This is a genomic window from Methylobacterium sp. yr668, from assembly GCF_900116245.1.
Classification (GTDB): Bacteria; Pseudomonadota; Alphaproteobacteria; order Rhizobiales; family Beijerinckiaceae; genus Methylobacterium.
Genome location: NZ_FOZY01000015.1, coordinates 79,972 through 104,582, shown reverse-complemented (window position 1 = coordinate 104,582; position 24,611 = coordinate 79,972). Strand labels below are relative to the sequence as shown.

Annotated in this window: 20 protein-coding genes; 9 read left to right on the top strand and 11 right to left on the bottom strand. The window is 73.0% G+C overall.

Going from position 1 to position 24,611, the window contains the following annotated elements:
- Positions 1 to 83: 83 nt before the first annotated feature.
- The 3 genes from BM419_RS19090 to BM419_RS19080 form a co-directional block, all read right to left on the bottom strand.
- Positions 84 to 833: an SDR family NAD(P)-dependent oxidoreductase gene (locus BM419_RS19090; RefSeq protein WP_091927365.1), complete on the bottom strand. Its 750-nt coding sequence runs from the start codon at positions 831 to 833 to the stop codon at positions 84 to 86.
- 64 nt (positions 834 to 897) lie between these two features.
- A complete protein-coding gene (gene purF, locus BM419_RS19085) occupies positions 898 to 2,373 on the bottom strand; it encodes an amidophosphoribosyltransferase (RefSeq protein WP_091681890.1) in 1,476 nt (491 codons plus the stop codon).
- 131 nt (positions 2,374 to 2,504) lie between these two features.
- A complete protein-coding gene (locus BM419_RS19080) occupies positions 2,505 to 3,113 on the bottom strand; it encodes a CvpA family protein (protein WP_056523728.1) in 609 nt (202 codons plus the stop codon).
- A 276-nt stretch (positions 3,114 to 3,389) separates the two neighbouring features.
- Here BM419_RS19080 and alr point away from each other — a divergent pair, with 276 nt between their 5' ends.
- Positions 3,390 to 4,499: an alanine racemase gene (alr, locus tag BM419_RS19075; protein WP_139257076.1), complete on the top strand. Its 1,110-nt coding sequence runs from the start codon at positions 3,390 to 3,392 to the stop codon at positions 4,497 to 4,499.
- A gap of 44 nt (positions 4,500 to 4,543) precedes the next feature.
- The gene (gene radA / locus BM419_RS19070) at positions 4,544 to 5,980 is read left to right on the top strand and encodes a DNA repair protein RadA (protein WP_091681792.1); all 1,437 of its coding nucleotides are present in this window, start codon (positions 4,544 to 4,546) and stop codon (positions 5,978 to 5,980) included.
- A gap of 106 nt (positions 5,981 to 6,086) precedes the next feature.
- On the opposite strand, the gene moaA is transcribed toward radA, so the two are convergent.
- Positions 6,087 to 7,139: a GTP 3',8-cyclase MoaA gene (gene moaA / locus BM419_RS19065; RefSeq protein ID WP_091927364.1), complete on the bottom strand. Its 1,053-nt coding sequence runs from the start codon at positions 7,137 to 7,139 to the stop codon at positions 6,087 to 6,089.
- Positions 7,140 to 7,220: 81 nt separating this feature from the next.
- Here moaA and BM419_RS19060 point away from each other — a divergent pair, with 81 nt between their 5' ends.
- The gene (locus BM419_RS19060) at positions 7,221 to 7,643 is read left to right on the top strand and encodes a gamma-butyrobetaine hydroxylase family protein (protein ID WP_056523722.1); all 423 of its coding nucleotides are present in this window, start codon (positions 7,221 to 7,223) and stop codon (positions 7,641 to 7,643) included.
- A gap of 173 nt (positions 7,644 to 7,816) precedes the next feature.
- The gene (locus BM419_RS19055) at positions 7,817 to 8,137 is read left to right on the top strand and encodes a cupin domain-containing protein (RefSeq protein WP_091927363.1); all 321 of its coding nucleotides are present in this window, start codon (positions 7,817 to 7,819) and stop codon (positions 8,135 to 8,137) included.
- A gap of 220 nt (positions 8,138 to 8,357) precedes the next feature.
- Here the strand turns inward: BM419_RS19055 and BM419_RS19050 are convergent, their stop codons facing one another.
- Both BM419_RS19050 and mdoH read right to left on the bottom strand, forming a co-directional pair.
- Entirely contained in the window at positions 8,358 to 9,023 is a 666-nt protein-coding gene (locus BM419_RS19050) for a L,D-transpeptidase (RefSeq protein ID WP_091681796.1), read from the bottom strand.
- A 225-nt stretch (positions 9,024 to 9,248) separates the two neighbouring features.
- Positions 9,249 to 11,177 carry a glucans biosynthesis glucosyltransferase MdoH gene (mdoH, locus tag BM419_RS19045; protein WP_091927362.1) on the bottom strand — a complete coding sequence of 643 codons (1,929 nt, stop codon included), beginning with the start codon at positions 11,175 to 11,177 and terminating at the stop codon, positions 9,249 to 9,251.
- 271 nt (positions 11,178 to 11,448) lie between these two features.
- Between mdoH and BM419_RS19040 the strand changes: the two genes are divergently transcribed.
- Positions 11,449 to 12,963 (top strand): OpgD/OpgG family glucan biosynthesis protein, encoded by a 1,515-nt coding sequence (locus BM419_RS19040; protein ID WP_091927361.1) that lies wholly within the window; start codon positions 11,449 to 11,451, stop codon positions 12,961 to 12,963.
- A gap of 41 nt (positions 12,964 to 13,004) precedes the next feature.
- Here BM419_RS19040 and BM419_RS19035 read toward each other — a convergent pair whose 3' ends face one another.
- Both BM419_RS19035 and zwf read right to left on the bottom strand, forming a co-directional pair.
- On the bottom strand, positions 13,005 to 13,205 hold the full coding sequence (locus BM419_RS19035; protein ID WP_056523710.1) for a hypothetical protein: 201 nt from the start codon (positions 13,203 to 13,205) through the stop codon (positions 13,005 to 13,007).
- Positions 13,206 to 13,327: 122 nt separating this feature from the next.
- The gene (gene zwf / locus BM419_RS19030; RefSeq protein ID WP_020093813.1) at positions 13,328 to 14,800 is read right to left on the bottom strand and encodes a glucose-6-phosphate dehydrogenase; all 1,473 of its coding nucleotides are present in this window, start codon (positions 14,798 to 14,800) and stop codon (positions 13,328 to 13,330) included.
- A gap of 219 nt (positions 14,801 to 15,019) precedes the next feature.
- On the opposite strand from zwf, the gene BM419_RS19025 reads away from it, so the two are divergent.
- Entirely contained in the window at positions 15,020 to 15,307 is a 288-nt protein-coding gene (locus BM419_RS19025) for a GIY-YIG nuclease family protein (protein ID WP_091927360.1), read from the top strand.
- Between the two features lie 147 nt (positions 15,308 to 15,454).
- On the opposite strand, the gene BM419_RS19020 is transcribed toward BM419_RS19025, so the two are convergent.
- Positions 15,455 to 16,297, bottom strand: a complete 843-nt coding sequence (locus tag BM419_RS19020) for an SDR family NAD(P)-dependent oxidoreductase (RefSeq protein WP_091927359.1) — start codon at positions 16,295 to 16,297, stop codon at positions 15,455 to 15,457.
- Between the two features lie 157 nt (positions 16,298 to 16,454).
- Here BM419_RS19020 and BM419_RS19015 point away from each other — a divergent pair, with 157 nt between their 5' ends.
- Positions 16,455 to 17,633, top strand: coding sequence for an endo-1,4-beta-xylanase (locus BM419_RS19015; RefSeq protein ID WP_091927358.1), 1,179 nt, complete (start codon positions 16,455 to 16,457; stop codon positions 17,631 to 17,633).
- On the opposite strand, the gene BM419_RS19010 is transcribed toward BM419_RS19015, so the two are convergent.
- Positions 17,620 to 18,738 carry an acyltransferase family protein gene (locus tag BM419_RS19010; RefSeq protein WP_091927357.1) on the bottom strand — a complete coding sequence of 373 codons (1,119 nt, stop codon included), beginning with the start codon at positions 18,736 to 18,738 and terminating at the stop codon, positions 17,620 to 17,622. The two genes, BM419_RS19015 and BM419_RS19010, sit on opposite strands and share 14 nt — an antisense overlap.
- A gap of 384 nt (positions 18,739 to 19,122) precedes the next feature.
- Between BM419_RS19010 and BM419_RS19005 the strand changes: the two genes are divergently transcribed.
- The gene (locus BM419_RS19005) at positions 19,123 to 20,958 is read left to right on the top strand and encodes a L,D-transpeptidase family protein (RefSeq protein WP_091927356.1); all 1,836 of its coding nucleotides are present in this window, start codon (positions 19,123 to 19,125) and stop codon (positions 20,956 to 20,958) included.
- Positions 20,959 to 21,094: 136 nt separating this feature from the next.
- Positions 21,095 to 21,628, top strand: coding sequence for a Dps family protein (locus tag BM419_RS19000; protein ID WP_020093819.1), 534 nt, complete (start codon positions 21,095 to 21,097; stop codon positions 21,626 to 21,628).
- 54 nt (positions 21,629 to 21,682) lie between these two features.
- On the opposite strand, the gene BM419_RS18995 is transcribed toward BM419_RS19000, so the two are convergent.
- Complete coding sequence (locus BM419_RS18995) at positions 21,683 to 24,382, bottom strand: bifunctional acetate--CoA ligase family protein/GNAT family N-acetyltransferase (RefSeq protein ID WP_091927355.1); 2,700 nt, start codon at positions 24,380 to 24,382, stop codon at positions 21,683 to 21,685.
- Positions 24,383 to 24,611: the final 229 nt, after the last annotated feature.

Below are 24,611 nucleotides of genomic sequence, written 5' to 3'. Positions count from 1 at the left end.
GTTCTCTCGAGGCCTCCGCTTCGCTCCGGCACCTCAGGATGAGGCAGGCGGTGGGATGTGCGTTCGAATAGCAGCGCAGGGGCTCACTCGGGTGCGCGGAAACTCAGCACCCGGTCGGTGGGGAAATCGTAGAGCTTGCCGGTCTCGGCCCAGTCCGGCGCCGCGAGCCGCACGAAATGGGGGGCGAGCTCCTCGGGCGTCCGGAGGGTCTCGGGGTCCTCGCCGGGCATGGCCGAGCGGCGCATGCCGGTCCGCAGGGGGCCGGGATTGAGCAGCATGGCCCGGATCGCCGTGCTCTCGTTCTCGGCCGCGTAGGTCCGCACCAGGGCCTCCAGCGCCGCCTTCGAGACCGAGTAGGGCCCCCAGTAGGGCCGGCACTTCGAGGCCGCCCCCGACGAGACGAAGATCGCGCGGCCCGCGTCCGACATGCGCAGCAGCGGGTCGAGGGAGCGGATCAGGCGCCAGTTGGCGGTGACGTTCACGTCCATCACCTGCCCCCAGATCTTCGGGGTGATGTGGCCGATCGGCATGAGCGCGCCGAGGATGCCGGCATTGGCGACCAGGATGTCGAGGCGCTTCCAGCGCTCGTTGATCGCCGCGCCGAGGCGGTCGATGGCGTCGTAGTCGGCGAGGTCGAACGGCACCAGGGTGGCGCTGGAGCCGGCGGCGCGGATCGCGTCGTCGAGCTCCTCGAGGGCGCCCACGGTCCGGGCCACCGCGATGACGTGCGCGCCGGCCCCGGCCAGCGCGAGGGCGGCGGCGCGCCCGATGCCGCGGGACGCGCCGGTGACGACCGCGACGCGGCCTTCCAGGATTCTCTGAGACTCAGCCATGGCGAGGACCTAGCGCATTTCCGCGCGCAGGGGATGCCCGATCGCGCGAAACGGCCGGATCCTGTCAGTCGGCCTCGGCCAGCATGGCGAAGCGCTTCGGGCCGGCGATGGACAGGTCGGTCAGGCCCGTTGGGTAGTCGCCCGTGAAGCAGTGGTCGGTGTATTGCGGGCAGGCCGCGTTGCGCGCCTCCTCGCCCATCGCCCGGTAGAGGCCGGGAATCGACAGGAAGGCCAGCGAATCGGCGCCGATATACTTGCGCATGGCCTCGAGATCGTGGGTCGCGGCGAGCAGCTTCTCCCGCTCGGGCGTGTCGATCCCGTAGAAGTCCGGGTAGGTGATCGGCGGCGAGGCGATCCGGAAATGCACCTCCGCGGCGCCGGCCTCGCGCATCATCCGGACGATCTTCACCGAGGTCGTGCCGCGCACGAGGCTGTCGTCCACGAGGACGATGCTCTTGCCCTCGATCGCCGCGCGGTTGGCCGAGTGCTTCATCCGCACGCCGAGCTCGCGCACCGACTGGGTCGGCTGGATGAAGGTCCGGCCGACATAGTGGTTGCGGATGATGCCCATCTCGAACGGGATCCCGGTCTCCTGCGAGAAGCCGAGCGCCGCCGGGACGCCGGAATCCGGCACCGGCACGACGATGTCGGCGGGCGCCGCGGCCTCGCGGGCCAGCTCCCGGCCGATCGCCTTGCGCACCGCGTAGACGCTCTTGCCGTTCACCACCGAGTCCGGCCGGGCGAAGTAGATGTACTCGAAGATGCAGGGCCGCATCGGCACGGCGTCGGCGAAGCGGATCGACTCGATCCCCTCCTCGGAGATCACCACGATCTCGCCGTTCTCGATGTCGCGCACGAAGCGGGCGCCGATGATGTCGAGCGCGCAGGTCTCGGAGGCCAGCATGTAGCGGCCGTCGAGTTCGCCCAGCACCAGCGGGCGGATGCCCAGCGGGTCGCGGGCGCCGATCAGCTTCTTGTTGGTCAGCGCCACGATCGCGTAGGCGCCCTGAATCGCCTGCAGGGCGTCGATGAACCGCTCGATGATCCGCGGCTTCCGCGAGCGGGCCGCGAGGTGCAGGATCACCTCGGTGTCGGAGGTCGACTGCGTGATCGCGCCGTCGCGCACGAGGTCGCGGCGGATCGACAGGGCGTTGGTGAGGTTGCCGTTGTGGGCGACCGCGAGGCCGCCGCTGGCGAGCTCGGCGAAGAGCGGCTGGACGTTGCGCAGGATCGTGCCGCCGGTGGTCGAGTAGCGCACGTGCCCGATGGCGGCGCGGCCCTTGAGGCGGGCGATCGTGTCGCCGTCCGAGAAGGAATCGCCGACGAGGCCGGGGCGGCGCTCGGAGTGGAACACCGAGCCGTCGAAGGAGACGATGCCGGCCGCCTCCTGGCCCCGGTGCTGCAGGGCGTGCAGGCCGAGCGCGACGATCGCCGAGGCGTCCGGATGGCCGAAGATGCCGAAGACGCCGCACTCCTCGCGGAGCGTGTCGCCGTCAAGATCGAGATCGAAGGTGTCGGTGGAGGCGGCGGCGTGTGACATGGGGCTGTCGATCACTCACAGATCCCGGCGGCGACGGGCCGGCGCGCCGGTCGTCGCGGAAGCAATCCGTACACCACCGGAACCGCTATCTAGGCGTTCCGCGCGACAAGACCTACGGCGAATACCGCAGATCAGCGTCGCGTCGGGGTCGGCGCGGTCTCGGTCCGGCGCTGCGGCGCCGCGTCGGTCTCGGCCGGGGCGTCGGCGGAATCGCTCGGCGGCGCGCCGGTCTTCGGCTTCTTGAACTGCTTGAGGAAGCCTTCCGGATTCTCGGGCAGCTGCGCCACCAGGGCGTCGCCGGACTTCTCCAGCATCGGGCGCGTGCGGGCCTGGGCGGCCCAGTCCGGCACCTTGCCCTGCACCAGCCACGACAGGAACACCCAGCCGATCACGCAGATCAGGAAGCCGCGGGCCGCGCCGAACAGGAAGCCGAGGGAGCGGTCGACCGCGCCGATCCGCGAGTCGAGCACGACGTCGGAGATCTTCACCGTGATGATCGACACGACGATCAGGGTGCCGAGGAAGATCGCCGCGATCGAGGCGACGAGCGCCACGGTGTCGCTGTTCACGTGCTGCTTCACGGTGGGCAGCAGCATGGGGTGGAGCGTCCACGCGACCGCGGCGGCCGCCACCCAGGCGACGATCGCCAGGACCTCGCGGGTCACACCACGCACGGCCGCGAGCAGCGCGGAGACCGCGACGATGCCGAGCACGGCGAGATCCAGGACGGTAAACGGCATCGTTGAGCTTTTTGGTACCCGCGGGGATAGCGCGTCGGCCGTGCGGCTCCCCCGGGCCGCGGCGGATTTATACCAAGCCCGACCTCGGCCGTCACCCTGGCGCGCCCGCCTGATCGCGCGCCTGTGCCGTCCGTGCATCAGACCGTGCATCGGACGCGCCGATCACCGTGGCGCGCGCCGCCGCGCGGAATGCCCGGCTCCACCCGGGCACCGTCCCGGTGCTATGGGTCGCGCCCGGGGTCCGGTCCGCGCGTCCGGACTCCCGGTGGCGAATGGATGGAGGCGTTCCGCGTGTCCGAGGCCGGACCTGTGACGGAGATCGGCGCCCACGGCGCCCGGCTGACGATCGACCTCGGGGCGATCGCGGCCAACTGGCGGATCCTGGCGGCCCGCGGCGCAGGCGCCGACTGCGCCGCCGTGGTGAAGGCCGACGCCTACGGCTGCGGCGTCGGCCGCGTCGGGCCGGCCCTGTGGGCCGCCGGCTGCCGGACCTTCTTCGTCGCGCACCTGTCCGAGGGCGTCGCCGCCCGGGCCGCCCTGCCGGAGGCCGCGATCTACGTGCTGAACGGCCTGCCCCCGGGCGCCGCGGCGGCCTTCGCGGCCCACGGTCTGCGCCCGGTGCTCGGCAGCGTCGAGGAGCTGTCGGACTGGGCAGCGTTCCCGGGGAACCGGCCGCCCGCGGCGCTCCACGTCGATACCGGCATGAACCGGCTCGGCCTGTCGGTGCCCGAGGCGCTGGACCTAGCCGGGGACGCGCGGATCGCGGCGGCCGGGATCGACCTGCTCCTCAGCCACTTCGTCAGCGCCGAGAAGCCGGAGGACCCGGTCAACGCCCGGCAGATCGCCGATTTCGCGCGGGTCCGGGCCGCCTATCCCGGGCTCCGGGCCTCGCTGGCGAACTCGTCGGGAATCTTCCTCGACGGGGCCCGGCACGATCTGCTGCGGCCGGGCTACGCCCTGTTCGGCGGCAACCCGACGCCGGGCGCCGCGAACCCGATGCGCCCGGTGGTGCGGCTGGAGGCGGCGATCGCGCAGGTGCGCGGCGTCGCGGCCGGTGCCACCGCGGGCTATAACGGCCGCTGGACCGCCGCCGCGCCGAGCCGGCTGGCGACGCTCTCGCTCGGCTACGCCGACGGCGTCCCCCGGGCGATCAGTGGCCGCGGCCACGCGCTGGTCGGCGGCGTCCCGTGCCCGATCCTGGGCCTCGTCTCCATGGACCTGATCATCCTCGACGTCACGGCGGCACCCGCGGCCCGGCGCGGCGCGGAGGCGGTGCTGATCGGCGACAGCCTCGACATCGACGCGGTCGGCCGCGCCGCCGGCACGATCGGGTACGAGATCCTGACCGGGCTGGGTTCTCGGTATGTTCGAACTTATGTAGGCTGACGCGACTCCCCCTGAAACGCCGGACGGCCGGCGCCCGGACCCGAATGGCCAAGATCCACCAGACCTTCGTCTGCCAGTCCTGCGGGGCGGTCTACAACCGCTGGCGCGGGCGCTGCGAGGCCTGCAACGGCTGGAACACGATCGTCGAGGAGGCGCCCTCGGCGCCCGGCCAGTCGGGTCCCGCCGCGACCCGGCCGTCGCGCAACCGCGGCCGGGTCTTCCCCCTCGAGGGCCTGACCGGCGAGGCCAAGGAGGCGCCGCGCATCCCCTCGGGGATCGGCGAGCTCGACCGGGTGACCGGGGGCGGCTTCGTGCGCGGCTCGGTGATCCTGCTCGGCGGCGATCCCGGCATCGGCAAGTCGACCCTGCTGATGCAGGCCTCGGCCGCCATGGCGGGCACGGGCGAGCGGGTCGCCTACATCTCGGGCGAGGAGGCGGTCGGGCAGGTGCGCCTGCGGGCCGAGCGGCTGGGCCTGAGCGCGCGCCCGGTCCAGCTCGCCGCCGAGACCAACGTCGAGGACATCGTCGAGACCCTGAGCCAGGGGCGCCCGCCCGCGCTCGCGATCATCGACTCGATCCAGACCATGTGGACCGAGACGGTGGAATCGGCCCCCGGCACGGTCACGCAGGTGCGCTCCTCCGCGCAGGCGCTGATCCGCTTCGCCAAGACCACCGGCACGGCGGTGATCCTGGTCGGCCACGTCACCAAGGACGGGCAGATCGCCGGTCCCCGCGTGGTGGAGCACATGGTCGACGCGGTCGCCTCCTTCGAGGGTGACCAGGGCCACCATTTCCGCATCCTGCGCGCCGTGAAGAACCGGTTCGGGCCCACCGACGAGATCGGCGTGTTCGAGATGACCGACGCGGGCCTCAGCGAGGTGCCGAATCCCTCAGCCCTGTTCCTGGCGGGCCGCGACCATCAGGCGGCGGGCACCGCGGTCTTCGCCGGCATGGAAGGCACGCGGCCGCTGCTGGTGGAGATCCAGGCGCTGGTGGCGCCCTCCTCGCTCGGCATGCCGCGGCGCGCCGTGGTCGGGTGGGACCCGAACCGGCTGTCGATGGTGCTCGCCGTGCTGGAGGCCCACGGCGGCATCCGGCTCGGCAGCCACGACGTCTACCTGAACGTGGCGGGCGGCCTGCGCATCACCGAGCCGGCGGCCGACCTCGCGGTCGCCGCCGCCCTGGTCTCGTCGCTGTCGGGGGCCGTGCTGCCGCCCGAGACGGTCTATTTCGGCGAGATCGGCCTGTCGGGGGCGATCCGGCCCGTGGCGCAGGCCGGCTCCCGGCTGAAGGAGGCGCAGAAGCTCGGCTTCGCCAAGGCGCTGATCCCGCAGGGCCGCGGCGAGGGCGAGAAGGCGCTCTCCGTGGAGACGCTCCGCCACATCGCCGACCTGGTGGCGGGGATCAGCGCGGGCGCGCCGCGGCGGGGATCCGGCCAGCGCGGGCGGCAGCAGGCCCGCTACGCCGACGAGGAGATGTGAGCGCGTCCGTCATTGCGGGCGCAGCGAAGCAATCCAGGGATGCGCTACGGTCGGGAAGGGCCCGCTGCCCTGGGTTGCTTCGCTGCGCTCGCAAAGACGGAGGCGGTCAGCCCCCCGTCACGCTCATGTGCCGCGGCACGGCGGCCGGGCGCTGGCGCTCGATGACGAAGTCGTGGCCCTTGGGCTTGCGGGTGATCGCCTCGACCACCGCCGCGGCCAGCACCGCGTCGTCCTGGGAGGCGCGCAGGACCGCGCGCAGGTCGGCCGAATCCTCCTGGCCGAGGCACATGTAGAGCTGGCCCGTGCAGGTCAGGCGGACCCGGTTGCAGCTCTCGCAGAAATTATGGGTCAGCGGCGTGATGAAGCCAAGCTTCCCGCCGGTCTCCTCGACCCGCACGTAGCGCGCCGGGCCGCCGGTGCGGTCGGGCAGCGGCGTCAGGGTGTAGCGGGTCTCCAGGCGCTGCCGGGCGACCGACAGGGGCAGGAACTGGTCGGTCCGGTCCGCCTCGATCTCGCCGAGCGGCATGACCTCGATCAGCGTCATGTCCATGCCGAGGCCGTGGGCCCAGGCGATCATGCCGGGGATCTCGTCGGCGTTGACGTCGCGCAGCGCCACGGCGTTGATCTTCACCTTCATCCCGGCGGCCCGCGCCGCCGCGATGCCATCGAGCACCACCTTCAGGTCGCCGCGGCGGGTGATCTCCCGGAACTTGTCCGGGTCGAGGGTGTCGAGCGAGACGTTGATCCGGCGCACGCCCAGGCTCGCCAACTCGTCGGCGTAGCGCGTGAGCTGCGTGCCGTTGGTGGTGAGCGTCAGCTCCTCCAGCGCCCCCGAATCGAGGTGGCGCGAGAGCCGGCGGAACAGGTGCATGATGTCGCGGCGCACGAGCGGCTCGCCGCCGGTGATCCGGAGCTTGCGCACGCCCCGGGCGATGAACACGCCGCAGAGCCGGTCCAGCTCCTCCAGGGTCAGCAGGTCGCGCTTGGGCAGGAACTCCATGTGCTCGGACATGCAGTAGGCGCAGCGCAGGTCGCAGCGATCCGTCACCGAGATGCGCAGGTACGAGATCGCCCGCTGGAACGGGTCGATCAGCGGCGCGGGCCCGGCGGGCGCGCCGACCACGGACGTCTGCGGCGTCAGGGAGCTGTCATCGAGCATCGTCCGGCATATGATGCCACCGGCGGTCGCGGGCAAGCCGATCCCGCGCCGCAGTCCCAGATTGCGTGAGGAGTGTGACCCGTGAGCGAGGATCTGTGGCCGACCGAGATCCGCCTGTCGGCCGACCGGCGGGTGCTCAACGTCGCCTTCGAGGACGGGGCACGCTACGCCCTGCCGGCCGAGTACCTGCGGGTGTCGAGCCCCTCGGCCGAGGTGCAGGGCCACTCGCCGCTGGAGCGGAAGGTGATCGGCGGCAAGCGCGCCGTGGCCATCCTGGCGGTGGAGCCGGTCGGCAACTACGCGGTGAAGCTCGGCTTCGACGACATGCACGACACCGGCATCTACGGCTGGGGCTACCTCCACACCCTGGGCCGCGAGTACGAGACGCGCTGGAACACCTATCTCGGCGAGCTCGCCGAGCGCGGCCTCGACCGCGAGACCGCGCGCACCGCCCCGGTGAAGCAGGGCGGGGGCTGCGGGTCGGGCTCGTGCGGCTGCCACTGAGGGCAGCCGCTCCCGCTCACTCCGGCCCCGAGCCTCGTCTTTGCGAGCGGAGCGAAGCAATCCAGAGTGGCGCCACGATTTTCGGCGTCGCGCATCCCTGGGTCGCTTCGCTGCGCTCGTGATGACGGCGGCGTCGAGCCGCGCACCCGTCAGCCCGCACCTTCGGAGCCGCCATGGCCTTCGCCTGCACCATCCCCGCGACGCCCACGATCCAGCAGGACGACGCCGCCGTGCGCATCACGCGCTGGGATTTCCCGCCCGGCGGCGTGACCGGCTGGCACGAGCACGGCTGGCCCTACTTCGTGGTGATGCTGGTGGACGGGATCCTGCGCGTCCACGACGGCGCGGCGGTCAACGAGACGGCCCTCGCGGCCGGGCAATCGTACATGCGCCCGGCGGGCATCCGACACGACGTGATGAACGGGTCCGACCACCCGATCGCGTTCGTCGAGATCGAGGTGAAGCGCCCGGACGCGCTGGTGACGCTGCCGTGATCCGGTTTCCGTTTGAACGCTTCGGTTGATGTGCCTATCCCGTCATCACGAGCGAAGCGAAGTGACCCAGGGCAGCGCGACCTCTGCAGGCGTGGCGCCGCTGGATTGCTTCGCTCCGCTCGCAAAGACGGCTGTGCCGAAGCCATCGACCGGAAACCCTACGAAACGCAAAAAGGGCCGACCTCGCGGCCGGCCCCCTCGTCGAAGCTCCGAAAAGGAATCAGCGCTGGACGATGACCTTCGTGCCGACCTTGGCGCGGGTGTAGAGGTCCGTCACGTCGTCGTTGGTCATGCGGATGCAGCCCGACGAGACGGCCGTGCCGATCGTCTCCGGCTCGTTGGAGCCGTGGATGCGGTAGATCGAGCCGCCGAGATACATGGCGCGGGCGCCGAGCGGGTTCTCGAGGCCGCCCTTCATGTAGCGCGGCAGGTCGGGCCGGCGCTTCAGCATGGTCGACGGCGGGCGCCAATCCGGCCACTCGCGCTTCATCGTGATGGTCTGCACGCCGCCCCAGGTGAAGCCCGGCCGGCCGACGCCGACGCCGTAGCGCAGGGCCTGGCCGCCGCCGAGCACGTAGTAGAGCCGCCGCTCGGCGGTGGAGACGACGATCGTGCCGGCGCCGTAGGGGCCGTTATAGGCCACCGTCTCGCGCGGGATCGCCGACATCTGCGGGACCGCCGCGTCGGCGCTCAGCGGGTCGGCGGGGTTCAGGGCGGCGTTGGCCACCGGCACCGCGACGGTCTCGACGGCCTGCGGGCGGACGCGCACGGTGAGCGCGTCGTTCAGCGGCTGGCGGGTCAGCGGGTCGATCTCGTAGGCCAGTGCCGGCGCGGCGCAGGCGGCCGCGCCGAGAAGCCCGATCAGGGCGGGGAGAAAACGACGCATCAAAGCCTCTCGGGGCAGGCGCGGACTATGGCGGGAACGCGGCGAAGACCGCGGCACGATGCCGTGCCGATCCTCGCCAAGGGGTAAACGCTCGCGCCTCAAATCCAAGCCTGAAACCGCCCAGCCGGGGCGGTTCCGCCCGCCCGTGACTCGATGGCAACACTGTGGCAGCTTGGCCGTAAGAGCCGGGATGACGGACGCGGATCCGCGCGTTCGCGCGCCCCGTCAGGCCTCGTCGGCAGCGAGCCAGATCGCCGGCTCGCGCGCGGCGGGGCGGTGCGGGGTCGGCGCGGCGGGCAGGCCGCGCAGCTGGGCGAGTTCGGCGAGTTCCGGCGCCTGCGCGGTGTCGTCGGCGTTCAGGAACAGGCCCCGCGCCCGGGCGGCGCGGCCGAGATCGGCGCGGCTGGTCCAGACGCTCTGGGCCGGACTCGTGAGCAGCGCCAGGGCGATCGGCGCCAGCCAGAGGGCGAGCCACGGGTTCCCGACGAGGACCAGGGCGAGCACCATCAGCGCGCCGACCACCACGGCGTCGGCCTGGAGCCGGAACGCCTCCGCCCAGGAGACCTGCCGGTCGTCCCGATCCTGCGTCTCCCAGCGGACCACCCGGCCGAAGAAGGTCGAGACCACGGCGCCGGCGGTGAACAGGGTCAGGACCGGCCACAGGACCACCCACACCGCCTGCTCCAGGGCGGCGCTCGCGAGCAGCACCCGCGCGCCGCCGAAGGCCGCCCGGCGCTCCGCGGAGGCGAGGACGTGGCCGAGGCTCAGGAGCTTCGGCAGGGCAAGCACGGCGACGCTGAGGGCGGCGAGCGCGTGGGCGGCGGCGCCCTGCCCGGTCAGACCGTAGGCCAGGAGGCCGAGATCGCCGGTCCGGGCGGCCTGCCACGCGGCGAGGCCCAGGAAGGCGATCCAGAGCGGCAGCACCCCGTAGGAGAGGATGCCGACGAAGAGGTGCCAGCGGCTCGCGCCGTGAAGGCCCGCCCAGGGCAGCACCCGCAGGTGCTGGAGGTTGCCCTGGCACCAGCGGCGCTCGCGGCCGAGCAGGTCGACGAGGTTGGTGGGCATCTCCTCCCAGGTGCCGCCCATCTCGGGCAGCAGCCGCACCTCCCAGCCGGCGCGCACCATCAGCGCGCCCTCGACGATGTCGTGGCAGAGGATCTCGCCGCCGAGCGGCTCCCGGCCCGGGAGCTTCGGGAGCTGCGCGTTCTCCGCGAAGGCCTCGACCCGCAGGATCGCGTTGTGGCCCCAGTAGCTGCCCTCCGGGCCCTGCCAGGTCTCCAGGCAGCGCAGGGCCAGCGGCGCGTAGAGCCGGACGGCGAATTGCTGGATGCGGGCGAAGAGCGTGTCCCGGCCGGCCGCGTACGAGACGGTCTGGATCAGGCCGGTGCGCGGGCTCGCCTGCATCAGCCCGACGAGCCGGCCCATGGCCGCGCCGGTCATCAGGCTGTCGGCGTCCAGCACGATCATGAAGGCGTACTCGCCGCCGTAGGTGCGGCAGAACTCGCCGATATTGCCGGCCTTGCGGCCGACATTCTCCGTCCGGCGCCGGTAGCGGATCCGCGGCAGCGCCGGGTCGGAGGCCGCCCAGGCCTGGATGCGGGCGTACTCGTGCTCCTCCACGGCGGCGATCGCGCCGTCCCGGGTGTCGGAGAGGACGAAGATGTCGATGCCCCGCGCCTCGGCGCGGGCGAGCGAGCGGGCCATCACCCGCAGGCGGGCGAAGACCGCGACCGCGTCCTCGGCGTGGATCGCCACCACGGCGGCGGTGCGTCCGGCCCCGTCCGCCGCGGCGCCCGCCTGCTCGGAGCGGCGCTCCAGCGCGGATTTTGCCCGGTCGCCCAGGAGGGCGGCGACGAACCCGTAGACGTACTGGCAGGCGACGAAGGCCTGCCAGCCCATCACGAGGCCGAACAGCACCAGGACCGCCCAGGCCAGCGGGCTGACACCCGCCGGGTAGGCGAGCGCGGCGAGCCAGACGAGGCCGCCGGCGGTGGCGAGGCTCGGGACGGCCAGGGCGAGGCGGCGGGCGCGCAGGGCGCCGCGCGGCGCGTCGGTCCAGACCTCGCGGCAGGCTGCGTTCTCCGACGGATCGGGTATGGCGGGAGCCGCGTTCCGGTGCGACCGCTCGGCGGAGGAGGTGACGCGTGACGACATGGCGCGAGGAACTCGACCGTGGAAGGCTGCCGGCCGCCCGACCGTGCGGGGCCGGGAACCGATGACCGTGGATACCGATGTGCGGGGTGAGGATACGGAGCCGAGCCGGCAGCCCAGGCCGCCGGAAGCCGAACGGATCAATCCCCCCTCCCGGCGCCGCGTTCTTCGAACAGTCCTGGCCGCGGCTGCCGGCACGGTTCTACCTAGCGCGACGGATCTGAATGGGTCCAGAACGTGGGCCGGGCCGGCGCTTCCGCCGCAGGGCGACGCGATGACCTTCGAGAGCCTGTCGGCGCAGGCGGCGCAGCGCGCCGCAGCGCCCTACGCCCCGCCGCCCGAGGACCTGCCGCCGGCGCTCGCCGCCCTCGACTACGACGGCTACCGGGCGATCACCTTCCGGCCGGACGCGAGCCTGCGGCTCGGTGCGCATTTCAGCGCCCAGCTGTTCCACCGCGGCTTCCTGCAGCGCCGGCGCGTGGCGCTCCACCTCCAGCCGCTCCGGGGGCCCGCGCGGCCGATCCCCTACGACACGGGGCTGTTCGACCTGGGCGCGCGGCTCACCGGCCAGGGCTTCCCGGCGGATCTCGGCTTCGCGGGCTTCCGCCTGCACTACGCCTTCCCGGACACGCCCGCCTGGCGGCCGAAGGGTTTTCAGGAGGAGTTCCTCGTCTTCCTAGGCGCCTCCTACTTCCGCCTGCGGGCGGCCAACCAGGAATACGGGCTCTCGGCCCGGGGCCTCGCCATCGGCACCGGCGCGCCGGAGGGTGAGGAATTTCCCGACTTCGTGGCCCACTGGATCTGCGAGCCGGAGCCGGAGGCGCGCACCCTCACGGTGCTCTCCCTCCTCGACAGCCCGAGCGTGGCCGGCGCCTACCGGTTCGAGATCGCGCCCGGCGACCCGGCCCGGATCGCCGTCACCGCGGCGCTCCACCCGCGCCGGGCGCTCCCGAAGCTCGGGCTGGCGCCGCTCACCAGCATGTTCCTGTACGGCCAGAACGGGCCCGGGGCCCGGGGCGCCAAGCCCTTCGACGATTTCCGGCCGCAGGTGCACGACTCCGACGGGCTCTGCGTCGCGGCCGGGGCCGACCCGGCGCGGATCGACCGGATCTGGCGCCCCCTGGTCAACGGGCGGGCGCAGCCGCAGATCTCCGCCTTCGCGGCCCGGCCGCTCGCCGGCTTCGGGCTGCTGCAGCGGGAGCGGAGCTTCGCGGCCTACCTCGACGTGGAGGCGCGCCACGAGGCGCGGCCGGGCCTGTGGGTGGCGCCGGATTCCGCCGGGGGCGCCTTCGCGGACGGCGCCGTGCAGCTCTTCGAGATCCCGTCGGGCGAGGAGTACATGGACAACATCGTGGCGGCCTTCGTGCCGGCGGCCCCGGCGCAGCCCGGCGCGCCGCTGCACGTCCGCTACGGGCTGACCACGGTGGGGGCCGAGCCCGTGCCGGCGATCCCGGAGACCGCCCTCGCCCGGGTGACGTCGACGCGACTCGGCTCGGCGCAGCGCCTGCGCCCGTCGAACCCGCCCGACCCGCGGCGGCGGCTCTGCGTCATCGACTTCGAGGGTCCGGGCCTGCCGAAGGGTCCCGACGACGCGGTCGCCGCGGAGGTCTCGGCCAGCGCCGGCACACTGCACGATCCGGTGGCCAACTTCGTGCCGCAGACCGGAGGCTGGCGGATCTACGTCGAGTGGCGCCCGCCGGAGCCGGTGCCGCCGGGCGACGTCGTGCTGCGCGCCCGGCTGGTCCGCGGAACCGTCCCCCTCAGCGAGACCTGGGACGCCGCCGTCTAGGCTCCGTCATCGCGTCGCCACGCTCGCGAAGACGGCGTGTCTCAGGCGGTCCGGCGCTCCTGCTCCAGGCGCCGGGCCAGGCGGGTGGCGCCGTAGACCTCGCTCAGGCGGCGGCGGGCCGCGGTGACCGGCGGCGCCTGCCGCTCGTCGTGGGCGGCCGCGATGACGCGCAGGGCGGCCGCGACCGAACGCTCCAGGCGACGCTCGGCCTGGACGGCCGCGTCCCGATGATGGTCCAGCATGTGATGATCCCTCGTGCTGCGCCGTCTCCACCCTCTGGCGGGGCGGTATCCGGCAGCGCCGACACATTTCACATCCGGCTTGACCGTATCAAGGCAGCTTGGCCGTGAGCCGCGGCGCGTCGTTACCGCAATTCCTCGTGCCACGTCCGGCCGTCGCGCTCGATCAGCGCGATGGCGGCGGTCGGGCCCCAGCTCCCGGCCGGGTAGGGCCGGGGCGCCTCGGGCCGGTCGGCCCAGGCCTTGAGCACGCCGTCCGCCCAGGCCCAGGCGGCCTCGACCTCATCGCGGCGCATGAACAGCGTCGCGTTGCCGCGGACCACGTCCATCAGCAGCCGCTCGTAGGCGTCGGGGTAGCGCTGCTTGAAGGTCTCCTCGAAGGAGATGTCGAGGTCGGTCGGGCGCAGCCGCAGGCCGCCGGGCCCCGGGTCCTTGGTCATCACCTCGAGCTTCATGCCCTCCTGCGGCTGCAGGCGGATCACGAGGCGGTTCGGCTCGCGGCCGAAGGCCTCCTCGGGGAAGATCGAGAACGGCGAGGCGCGGAACTGCACCACGATCTCGGAGAGCTTCTGGGGCAGGCGCTTGCCGGTGCGCAGGTAGAACGGCACCCCGGCCCAGCGCCCGGACTGGATCTCGACCTTCATGGCCACGAAGGTCTCGGTCCGGCTCTCGTGGCCGAGCTCGGCGAGGTAGCCCTCGACCGGTTTGCCGTCGACGGCGCCCGCCACGTACTGGCCGCGCACCGTCACCAGCGGGATGTCCTGGCTGGTGATCGGCTTCAGGGCGCGCAGCACCTTGAGCTTCTCGTCGCGGACGGAGTTCGCCTCGAGATTGAGCGGGCTCTCCATGGCGGTGAGGCAGAGGAGCTGCAGGATGTGGTTCTGCAGCATGTCGCGCATCGCGCCCGACGTGTCGTAGTAGCCGGCCCGGCCCTCGACCCCCACCGTCTCGGCGACCGTGATCTGGACGTGGTCGATCACGTCGGAGGTCCAGAGCCGCTCGAAGATCGTGTTGGCGAAGCGGAGCGAGAGCAGGTTCTGGACCGTCTCCTTGCCGAGATAGTGGTCGATCCGGAAGATCTGCGATTCGGGGAAGACCTCGCCGACCGCGTCGTTGATCGCCCGGGCCGATTTCAGGTCCTTGCCGATCGGCTTCTCCAGCACGACGCGGGACTTCTCCCCCACGAGCCCGTGGGCGGCGAGGTTGCGGCAGATCGAGCCGTAGAGGTCGGGCGAGGTGGCGAGGTAGTAGGGCCGGACCTGGTCGGGCCGCTCGTCGAGCTTGGCGACGAGGTCGGTCCAGCCGCTGTCGCCGGCCCCGTCCACCGCGACGTAGTCGACGTGGTCGAGGAAGCGGTGGAGCATGTCGTCGGACAGGTCGGCCGCCGGCACGAAGCGCTTGAGCGCGTCGCGGGCGTGCTCGCGGAAGGCGTCGAGGGACAGTTCCGAGCGCGAGGCGCCGATGATCCGGCTGGTCTCGGGGATCTGGCCGTCGCGAAATCGGTAGAACAGGGCCGGCAGGAGCTTGCGCGCGGTCAGATCGCCGGTGGCGCCGAACACGACGCAGTCGAAGGAAGCGACGGGGATGATCGTGGCCAAGTGCGGCTCCCGGTTGTCGTGCGCTGGTCTCGTGCGGCGGCTGCGTCGCACTGACCTAGCCCGTGTGCAAGGGCTTCGCCAGACGAGGGGCGCAGGCCAGCGCTGTCCGGTTCAGGGGGCGGCCGGGACAGATCCGGGCAAGTCCACGCTGCCACGCTCCGTCCTTGCGAGCGCAGCGAAGCAACCCAGGGCAGCGCGGCGGCGCCGAAGGACAGCACGATGCGCGAGCCGGCCGTCTACATCATGGCGAGCCGCCGCAACGGCACGCTCTACACCGGCGTGACCTCGGACCTCGCACGGCGGGTCCACGAGCACCGGGATGGGCTGCTTCCCGGTTTCACGAGCCGCTACGCTTGCCAACGCCTCGTCTGGTACGAGCGCTATCCCACGATGAATGAGGCCATCACCCGCGAGAAGCAGATCAAGGCGGGCTCACGGAAGAAGAAGCTCGCGCTGATCGAGGCGATGAATCCGGACTGGAACGACCTGTATCCCGATCTCGCGTGAACGGGTCCGGCGTCGCGGATCCCTGGATTGCTTCGCTGCGCTCGCAAAGACGGCGAACGCGGCATCCCGCGCAGTCACGCAGCGGGTCTCGCTCCTCCGTCATCACGAGCGGAGCGAAGTGACCCAGGGCAGCGGGCCGCCGGGGGTTCAGCCCTCCATGTAGCGCTTGAACGCCTCGGCGTAGTCCGGATGCCAGCGCGAGAGGGCGGGCCGGTTCTCGACGATGTCGCCGGACGCCCAGGCGATCCGCTTCGCGTCCTGGGCGCGCGTGGTCTCGTTGTCGGGGCAGAGGATGTAGAAATCGCCGGCGGCGAGCCGCTCCAGCAGGAAGGCCACGGTCTCGTCGGGCGTCCAGGCCCCGGTGGGCTTCTCGGCGACGCCGCGGGCCTTGGTGAGCCCGGTATAGACGAAGCCCGGGATCAGCAGGTGGGCGGTGGTGTGGCAGCCCTCCCGGTTGCGCAGCTCGTGGGCGAGCGCCTCGGTGACCGCCTTCACGCCCGCCTTCGAGACGTTGTAGGGCGCGTTGCCCGGCGGGGTGGTGATGCCCTGCTTCGAGCCCGTGACGACGATCGCCCCCGGCCTGCCGCCCTCGATCATGCCGGGCGCGAAGGCGTGGATGCCGTTGACCACGCCGCCGAGATTCGTGCCCAGGATCCGCGTCCAGGTGTCGGCGTCGGAGAACAGTTTTCCGCCGGCCTCGATCCCGGCGTTCAGCATCACCAGGGCGGGCGGCCCGCCCTTGGCGACGGAGGCCGCCAGGGCCTCGACGGCGCCCCGGTCCGACACGTCGGTGGGCACGGCGCGCACCTCGACGGCGGCGAGTTCGGCGACGGCGGCCCGGGCCGCGTCCAGGGCCGGGCCCGGCAGGTCGGCGAGCCAGACGTTCATGCCGGCCTGGGCGAAGGCCTGCGCGGCGGCGAGCCCGATGCCGCTCGCAGCCCCGGTGACGACCGCGCTGCGGCCCGGACTGATCGCGGGGTGCTGGCTCATGACGGATCCTCGGCTGACGGGCGCCCATCAGATGGGGCGCCCCGGGGCGGAAGGCGAGTTCGCGCCGCGGTCCCGCGCCGCCCCGGCAGAACCTGCGGATCGCCGCCGCGGCGGCTTCTGCTAGGGTGGCGGGCACGTCACGGAACGAAGCACCCGGATGCCCCCTCTCCCGCACCGCCGGTCGATCCTCGCCGGCGCGGCCGCCCTCGGCCTCGCCGGCGCGGCGCGCGCGGCCGGCCCGGCGGGGTTCGGTCCCCTCGGCCGGCCGTCCTGGTCGGCCGACAGCCTCCAGGCCGCCGCGGCCGCCAAGGGCCTGACATACGGCTGCGAGGTGCCGTTCCACCGCTTCGACGCGACGCCCGCCTACCGGCAGGCGGTGGCGCGGGAATGCGGCATCCTCGTCTGCGGCACCGAGATGAAGATGGAGGAGGTCCTGCCGGCGCCGGGCAAGACCGACTTCGCCCGCGGCGACGCCATCCTGCGCTTCGCGAGAGCGAACGGCCAGCGCATGCGCGGCCACACGCTCGTCTGGCACGCGGCGCTGCCGCCCTGGGTCGGACCGCTGCTCGGCCGGGCGAGCGCCGTCCAGGCCGAGGACTTCATGCGGCGCTGGATCGAGACGGTGGCGGGCCATTACCGCGGCCAGATCGTCGCCTGGGACGTGGTCAACGAGATCCTCGGCAACGAGTCCGATCCCGACCGCGGCGGCGGCCTGCGCGACTCGCCCTGGCTCGCCGCGATCGGGCCCGGCTACGTCGACCTCGCCTTCCGGATCCTGCACGAGACCGATCCGGCCGCCGCCGGCACGTGGAACGAGGACGCGGTGGAGCAGGGCGTGCCCTGGATGGAGGCCAAGCGCACCAAGGTCCTGCGCCGCCTGGAGGCGATGCGGTCCCGGGGCGTGCCGATCCGGCGCTTCGGGCTCCAGTCGCACCTCACCAGCACGATCCCGATCGACCAGGGCCAGCTGCGGCGCTTCCTGCGGGAGATCGGCCAGATGGGTCTCGGCATCGAGATCACCGAGCTCGACATCGACGACCGCGCCTTCCCGTCCGACGTGGCGACCCGCGACCGGATGGTGGCCGATTTCGCCCGCCGCTACCTCGACGTGGTGCTGGACGAGCCCGCCTGCCTCGACGTCCTGACCTGGGACATCTACGACCCGGACACGTGGCTGAACGACCACCCCTACCGCAAGCGGCCCGACGGCCTGCCGCAGCGGGCGCTGCCGCTCGACGCGCAGTTCCGGCGCAAGCCCCTGTGGCACGCCATCAAGGCGGCCTTCGAGGCCGCGCCCGATCACAGGGCCGCCCGCGAGAAGCTCAGGCGGGCGTGACCTCGGCCCGGCGGCCGTCCTCGGCCAGGCTCGGCTCCGGCGGCCGATCCGCCAGGAGCCGGCGGCGGAGGCGCGCGCAGGGGCGCTCGACGAGGCCGTACATGCCCCAGCACCACAGCAGGGTCACCGGGAAGGCCGCCAGCATCAGGCCGACGCCGTGCAGCCCGGGCCGCAGGTGCAGCACCAGGGCCACCACGGTCATGTGCGCGAGGTAGAAGCTGTAGGACCAGAGCCCGAGCCGGCGCATCGGCCGGCTGGCCAGCAGCCGCACCAGAGGTCCCTCGCCGTGCAGCAGGTACGCGAAGGGCAAGAACAGGGCGGCGCTCTGGAGCGTGTAGCGCAGACTCTCCCGGAAGGCGGGATCGCGGACCGCCAGGGTCCCGAGGATCACCGCGAGGCTCGCCGCCACGTGCCAGGGCGCGGGGCGCCACGCCCGGTCGGCCGGGACCACCGGGTTGTTCCACAGCCCGAGGCAGCACCCGAACAGGATCGCGTCGATCCGGGTGTGGGTCCAGCTGTAGTTCAGGCTGTAATCCGGCAGCCGCCAGACGTTGACGCACCGGATCGCCAGGACCGCCGCGCAGAGCCCCAGGCAGGCCAGGGCCGCGCGGCGCGGCCGCAGGCGCCCGAGCCAGAGCAGGAAGACCAGCGGGAAGACGAGGTAAAAGTGCTCCTCGATGGCGAGGCTCCAGAGCGGCACCGGCAGCACCGCCTCGGTGCCGAACAGGCCGGGATAGTTCGTCAGGAAGGTCGCCTGCCCGAGGACCGCCGCCGGCGCGACCGGCATCCAGTCGAGCCACCCCGCCGCGTAGAGCGCGCCGGAGGCGAGCAGGGTCAGGTACATGGGCGGCAGGATGCGCAGGCTCCGCCGGAGGTAGAAGGCGGGAAGCGACACCGTTCCGGTCCGCGCCCGCTCGATCCGCAGGAGCGTGGTGATCAGGTAGCCGCTGAGGAAGAAGAAGACGGTCACGCCGAAGCCGCCCGGCACCACGTGGCCGTAGCCGCAATGGGCCGCGAACACGATCAGGATGGCGAGCGCCCGCACCCCGTCGAGCTGCGGCAGGTAGGGCATCGTCCTCGGGATCGGATCACCGGAATCCGGCATGCTGGGGACCGATCTCCTGTCCGGGCCTGGGCAGCCGTGGCGGCCCGGCCACGCGGTGTCCGACGGAACGCTTCGATGAAGGTGTCCTACTCCGTCATCGCGGGCGGAGCGAAGTGACCCGGGGCAGCGCGACGACGGGCGGCGTCGCGCCGTCTGGATCGCTTCGCTCCGCTCGCAAAGACGCGGGCGCCGGAGCCAGCAACGCATGAATGTATGAGCGCTACGTTCACGCCGACCGACATCCGCGACGTCACACGCGGATGAGTCAATTGCGGGATCGTGAATCCCGATCCTGCCAGCTTTCAGGGTCGGAGGAGATTGGTAACCACGCCGGCCCATCATCCGGCCCGGTCGCGCCGCCTGAGCGCGTCGGGAGTGTTGCGTATGGTCCCGGTCCAGCCCCGCCGTCACGCCCGCCCGCACGCCGCGCTGGGTGCGGGCCTGTCCCTGCTGGCCCTGCTCGGAGCGCCCGGCGTCGCCCTGGCGCAGGGGACCGGCGCGGCGCAGGGCGGCCCCGCGCCGGTGCCGCCGCTCGCCGCGCCGGTCGCGGTGCCGCCCGCCGCGGGCGAGACCGCGAAGAGCCAGGAGCCCCGCGCACCGGAGGCGAAGGGTGAGGCGAAGGGCGCGGCCGGCAAGCCGGCGGAGGCCAAGCGGGCCGAGACCAGGCCGGCCGAGCCCCGGGCGACCGAGGCCGCGCCGGAGCCTGTCCCGGCGCAGGGCAAGGCGCAGGACGCGAAGGCACAGGACGCGAAGGCCCAGGACAGCAAGGCGTCGGACAGCAAGGCGTCGGACGCCCGATCGGCCGAGAGCAAGTCCCAGCCGGCCAAGCCTCAGGAAGCTGCGAAGAGGTCCCGCGAGCCGGCGCCGCTGGTCTACGCCAAGGTCTCCGCCGACCCGAACCCGACGCTGACGCCGCGGACGTTCCTCGACACGCTCCGGGCGGCCGAGCGCTACGCGGCCTTCGCGGAGGCCGGGGGCTGGGAGCGGCTGCCAGACGATCTCGCGCGCCTCAAGCCCGGCGAGCGCCACCCGGCGATCCCCGCCCTGCGCCACCACCTGACGCTGACCGGCGACCTGCCGGCGGATGCCCCCGCGAACGACCGCCTCGACCCGCCCCTGGTGGCGGCGATCGCCGCCTTCCAGGGCCGCCACGGCCTGCCCGACAGCGGTATCCTTGGCCGGCTCACGATCAACGCGCTCAACGTGCCGGCCGCGGTGCGCCAGCGCCAGCTCGCCGCCTCCGCGGCCCGGCTGATGGGCTCGAAATTCCCGTTCGGCGAGCGCTACGTGGTGGTCAACATCCCGTCCGCCGCCGTGGAGGCGGTGGAGAACGGCGCCGTGGCGCGCCGCTACGTCGCGGTGGTCGGCTCCCCCGACAAGGCGACGCCGTCCGTCGAGACGCGGATCACCGACATCAACTTCAACCCGACCTGGACCGTCCCCGCCTCGGTGGTGAAGAACGAGATCATCCCGGCGATGCGCAAGAACCCGGGCTACCTCGCCAAGAACCGCATCCGGATCCTGGGCCCGGCGGGCGAGGTCGACCCGACCCGGATCGACTGGGCGGGCCAGAAGGCCGTCAACTACACGCTGCGCCAGGATTCCGGCCTCGACAATTCGCTGGGCCAGGTGCGGATCGACATGCCGAACCGCTTTGCCGTCTACATGCACGATACGCCGGCGAAGTCGCTCTTCGCCGCGAGCGTCCGCTTCCACAGCCACGGCTGCGTCCGGGTCGGACAGGTGAAGGAGCTGGTCGGCTGGCTGCTGCAGGGCACGGACGGCCCCAACGGGCCGGGCACGAGCTGGGGGCCGATCGAGATCGAGACCGGCATCGCCGACGGCGAGCGCCGCGACATCAAGCTCACCAAGCCGATTCCGGTCACCTTCGTGTACCTCACCGGCTTCGCCACGCCGGACGGGAAGGCGCATTTCCGCGACGACATCTACAACCTCGACACGCCGGCGCCCGAGCCCGCCGCCACCGGCGCGATCCCGCCCGCGGCGGGCGCGGACGCCGCGAAGCCGGCCCCCGCCACCGCGCCGGCCCCGCCCCGGCCCGGTGCCGCCCACGACGCGAAGCCGGCTCCCGCGCGGGCTGCCGCGGCCAAGGCCGCGACGGTCGGGCCCGCGCCGGTCAGGCCCGCACCGGCGAAGCCGTCGCCGGAGCGGCCCGTTACCGAGCACCGCAGTTTGGAATCCGTCGAACCTATCCGCTAAAGCCAACCCAGCTATGCGATTCTCGGCACGCCGGAACATCCCGGCGGGCCGGCCATTGGCCTGCAGAAGGCGCGTTCGCCCCTCCGCGGCGTGACGGAGCGGCGCGCCGAGCCAGCGAATCGCATTGGAGACGACCATGGCCAAGGCCAAGCCGAGCAGCCGCATCGAGAGCGCGCGCCTCAACACCCCGACCGACCTCGATCCGAGCGACGTCCGGACGATCGCCGAGGGCCTGACGGTCCTGAGTTCGGACCTGTTCGCCCTCTACATCAAGACCAAGAACTTCCACTGGCACATGAGCGGGCCCCATTTCCGCGACTACCACCTGCTGCTGGACGAGCAGTCGGCCCAGATCTTCGAGATCATCGACGCGGTGAACGAGCGCGCCCGCAAGATCGGCGGCACGGTCCTGCGCTCGCTCGGCCAGGCCAAGAGCCTGACCCGCGTGGCCGACAACGATGCCGAGTACGTCTCGCCCCTCGACATGCTCAAGGAGCTGCGCGACGACAACAAGGCCCTCACCGCCAACATGCGGACCCTCCACGGGGTCACCGACGAGGCCGGCGACGTGGCGACCACCTCGCAGCTCGAGGAGTGGATCGACCAGTCCGAGGAGCGGACGTGGTTCCTCTACGAGACCACCCGCAACGCGACCGACAGCGGCCACTGAGCCGCGCCCCCCGGCACCGGCGCGGCCGGCGCCGGGTCGGGCCTCGCCGCGCCGCTAGCCGGTTGCGAGATCGAGGTGCACCTTCACGAGGCCCGGATCGTCCGGGTCGCGCCCCTGCGTGAAGCCGAGGCGGCGGCACACCGCCAGCATCGGTCGGTTCTCGGCCAGCACCGTGCCCTCGACCCGGCCGATCCCCTCGGAGCGCGCCCAGTCGATCATCAGGCGCATCAGCGCGAAGGCGAGGCCCGTCCCGCGGGCGTCGCGGCCCACCGCGATCGCGTACTCGCCGCTCTCGTGGTTGGCGTCGGCGTGGAGCCGGACCGCACCGAGCATGCGCTCGCCGCCGCCCGGCCCGATCTCCGTGGCCACGAACGCGATGGCGCGGGCGTAGTCGAGCTGCGTCAGGCGGGCCAGGAAGGCGTGGCTGAACTCGCGCACCGGCCCGAAGAACCGCAGCCGCAGATCCTCCGGGTCGAGACCCTTGAAGAAGGCCAGGAACAGGCCCTCGTCCTCCGGGCGCACGGGCCGCACCCGCACGGTCCGGTCCTTGAGGTTGAGCGTGCGGATCCACTCGGCCGGATAGGGCCGGATCGCGAAGCGCGGGTGGCCGCGGCCGTGGGCGCTACCGTGGGCGCTGCCGTGGTCGCCGCGCTCGGCGCGCCCGATCCGGACCCTGGCGTCGAGGGCCAGCACGCCGGTCTCGTCGGCCAGGAGCGGGTTGATGTCGAGCTCGCGCACCTGCGGCAGGTCGGCGGCGAGCTGCGACAGCTTCACCAGCGTCAGCGCGATCGCCCCGAGATCGGCCGCCGGCACGTCGCGGTAGGCCTCGAGGCGGCGCGCGACCCGGGTGCGGGCGATGAGGTCGCGCGCCAGGGTCAGGTCGAGCGGCGGCAGGCCGAGGGCGCGGTCGTCGATCACCTCCACGGCGGTCCCGCCCCGGCCGAACACCACCACCGGGCCGAACACCGCGTCCTCAGCGAGGCCGGCGATCAGCTCCCGGCGCTGGCCGCGGCGGACCATCGGCTGCACGGCGAAGCCGGTGACCCGGGCGTCGGGCCGCTCCCGGCGGGCGCGGGCCAGGATGCTGCGGGCGGCCTCCGCGACGTCGGCCTCGCTGGTCAGGTCGAGGTGGACGCCGCCGATGTCGGATTTGTGCACGATGTCCGGCGAGACGACCTTCAGCGCCACCGTCCCGCCCGCCGCGATGATCGGCCACGCGGCCGCCGCGGCCGCGTCCGTGTCGGGGGCGAGCGTGATCGGGACGGTCGGGATCCCGTAGGCCTGCAGGAGGCCGTTCACCGCCACCGGGTCGAGCCACGCGGCGCCCTGGCGCAGGGCGCCGGCGACGATCGAGCGGGCCCGCGCCGTATCGGGGGAGAAGTCCCGCGGCAGCGAGTCCGGCGTGCGCATCAGGTCGTCCTGGGCCTCGCGGTAGCGCACGAGGTGCAGGAAGCCCTCGATCGCCTCGGAATCGGTGGTGAAATGCGGGATCCCGGCCTGCGCGAAGGTCTCGCGCGCCGCCTCCGCGTCGCCCAGCGTGACCGCGAAGACCGGCTTCTTGCGGGTCTGGCCGGCGCGGGCGGCCTTGACCGTCGCGGCGACGGCCTCGGCCACCGCGCCGGCCTCCGAGCGGGTCGTCGGCACGTGGATCGCCAGCACGGCGTCGCTCGTCCGATCCGTCAGCAGCGGCGTCAGCGCGGACGCGAAGGCCGGACCGGCGGCGTCGACGCCGAGGTCGAGGGGGTTTCCCGGCGCGCGGCCCTCCGCCTCGGCGGGCGCCGCCAGGGTCCCGGCCCGCTCGATCAGCCGGTCCGCCGCGAGGAGGCCGATGCCGCGGCCGTTGGACACGATCGCCAGCCGGTGGCCGGGGAACGGCCGCTGCCGCCCCAGGGTCTCCACGGCGGAGAACATCGCGTCGAGGTCCGGTACGGCCAGCAGGCCGGCCCGCCGGAAGGCCGCGGCGTAGACCGCGTCCGGGCGAGCCAGGGCGCCGGTATGGGTGACGGCGGCGCGGGTGTCGGGCCGGTGCCGCCCGGCCCGCAGGACCACGACGGGCTTGGCCCGGGCCGCGGCGCGGGCGGCCGACATGAACCGGCGGGCATCCGCGACCCGGTCGAGGCAGAGCAGGATCGCGCGGGTGCGGAAATCGGCGGCGAAGTGGTCGAGGCAGTCGGCCACGCCGATGTCGAGGACGCTGCCGAGCGACAGCACCGCCGAGAAGCCCGTGCCGTGGCGGGCGCCCCAGGCGACGATGGCGGCCGCGACCGTGCCGGATTGCGAGACGAGGGCAAGGTCGCCGGCCTCGGGCGCCTGGGCGAACAGGCTGGCGTTGAGCCTCGCGCCCGGGACCGCCAAGCCGGCGCTGTCGGGCCCGAGCAGGCGCAGGCCGTGGGCGCGGGCGATCCCGTGGGCGACCGGACCGGGATCCTCCGGCCCGGATCCGAGCCGCGCCGTGAGGATCACGGCCGCCCCGGCGCCGATCGCAGCGGCCTGCGCGACGACCTCGGGCACGCTCGGCGGCGGCACCGCGATCAGGACGAGGTCGGGGGCGGCGGGCAGATCCGCGACCCGCGGCACGCAGGCCAGCCCCTCGACGGCGGCCTGATCGGGCTGGACCGGCATGATCGCGCCGGGAAAGCCCGCGGCGCGCAGGCTGTCGAGCACGCTGCGTCCCAGCGAGCCCTCGCGCCCCACCGCCCCGACCAGGGCGATCGAGCGGGGCGCCAGCAGCTTGTCGAACCGGTAGGTGCTCACGACCGGCGGCTCACGACATCGTCACGGGACGCGGTCCCGCAGGCCGTTCCTGGCGGCACGCATCTGGCCTCTCGCTCACGTCCGAACGGACGAGGCGCCGGGGCGCCCGCCGCCCTCCCAGATGGCGCGATCCGGCGCGCCTGCAACGCCCGGTCGGCACGCTCCGGCCGGAAATCGCGTGGTGGACGCCAGCGCGGTCTCCAGACCTCCTTTTGTTCAATATCGGGCG

What these genes read in the sequence shown, in the direction of transcription:
- BM419_RS19025 (WP_091927360.1), top strand. Translation starts at nt 15,020, where the DNA reads ATGCGCGAGCCGGCCGTCTACATCATGGCGAGCCGCCGCAACGGCACG.
- BM419_RS19035 (WP_056523710.1), bottom strand. Translation starts at nt 13,205, where the DNA reads ATGCTGGACCATCATCGGGACGCGGCCGTCCAGGCCGAGCGTCGCCTG.
- BM419_RS19015 (WP_091927358.1), top strand. Translation starts at nt 16,455, where the DNA reads ATGCCCCCTCTCCCGCACCGCCGGTCGATCCTCGCCGGCGCGGCCGCC.
- mdoH (WP_091927362.1), bottom strand. Translation starts at nt 11,177, where the DNA reads ATGTCGTCACGCGTCACCTCCTCCGCCGAGCGGTCGCACCGGAACGCG.
- BM419_RS19040 (WP_091927361.1), top strand. Translation starts at nt 11,449, where the DNA reads ATGACCTTCGAGAGCCTGTCGGCGCAGGCGGCGCAGCGCGCCGCAGCG.
- BM419_RS19020 (WP_091927359.1), bottom strand. Translation starts at nt 16,297, where the DNA reads ATGAGCCAGCACCCCGCGATCAGTCCGGGCCGCAGCGCGGTCGTCACC.
- BM419_RS19055 (WP_091927363.1), top strand. Translation starts at nt 7,817, where the DNA reads ATGGCCTTCGCCTGCACCATCCCCGCGACGCCCACGATCCAGCAGGAC.
- BM419_RS19005 (WP_091927356.1), top strand. Translation starts at nt 19,123, where the DNA reads ATGGTCCCGGTCCAGCCCCGCCGTCACGCCCGCCCGCACGCCGCGCTG.
- BM419_RS19080 (WP_056523728.1), bottom strand. Translation starts at nt 3,113, where the DNA reads ATGCCGTTTACCGTCCTGGATCTCGCCGTGCTCGGCATCGTCGCGGTC.
- moaA (WP_091927364.1), bottom strand. Translation starts at nt 7,139, where the DNA reads ATGCTCGATGACAGCTCCCTGACGCCGCAGACGTCCGTGGTCGGCGCG.
- alr (WP_139257076.1), top strand. Translation starts at nt 3,390, where the DNA reads ATGGAGGCGTTCCGCGTGTCCGAGGCCGGACCTGTGACGGAGATCGGC.
- BM419_RS19090 (WP_091927365.1), bottom strand. Translation starts at nt 833, where the DNA reads ATGGCTGAGTCTCAGAGAATCCTGGAAGGCCGCGTCGCGGTCGTCACC.
- purF (WP_091681890.1), bottom strand. Translation starts at nt 2,373, where the DNA reads ATGTCACACGCCGCCGCCTCCACCGACACCTTCGATCTCGATCTTGAC.
- BM419_RS19000 (WP_020093819.1), top strand. Translation starts at nt 21,095, where the DNA reads ATGGCCAAGGCCAAGCCGAGCAGCCGCATCGAGAGCGCGCGCCTCAAC.
- BM419_RS19050 (WP_091681796.1), bottom strand. Translation starts at nt 9,023, where the DNA reads ATGCGTCGTTTTCTCCCCGCCCTGATCGGGCTTCTCGGCGCGGCCGCC.
- BM419_RS19010 (WP_091927357.1), bottom strand. Translation starts at nt 18,738, where the DNA reads ATGCCGGATTCCGGTGATCCGATCCCGAGGACGATGCCCTACCTGCCG.
- radA (WP_091681792.1), top strand. Translation starts at nt 4,544, where the DNA reads ATGGCCAAGATCCACCAGACCTTCGTCTGCCAGTCCTGCGGGGCGGTC.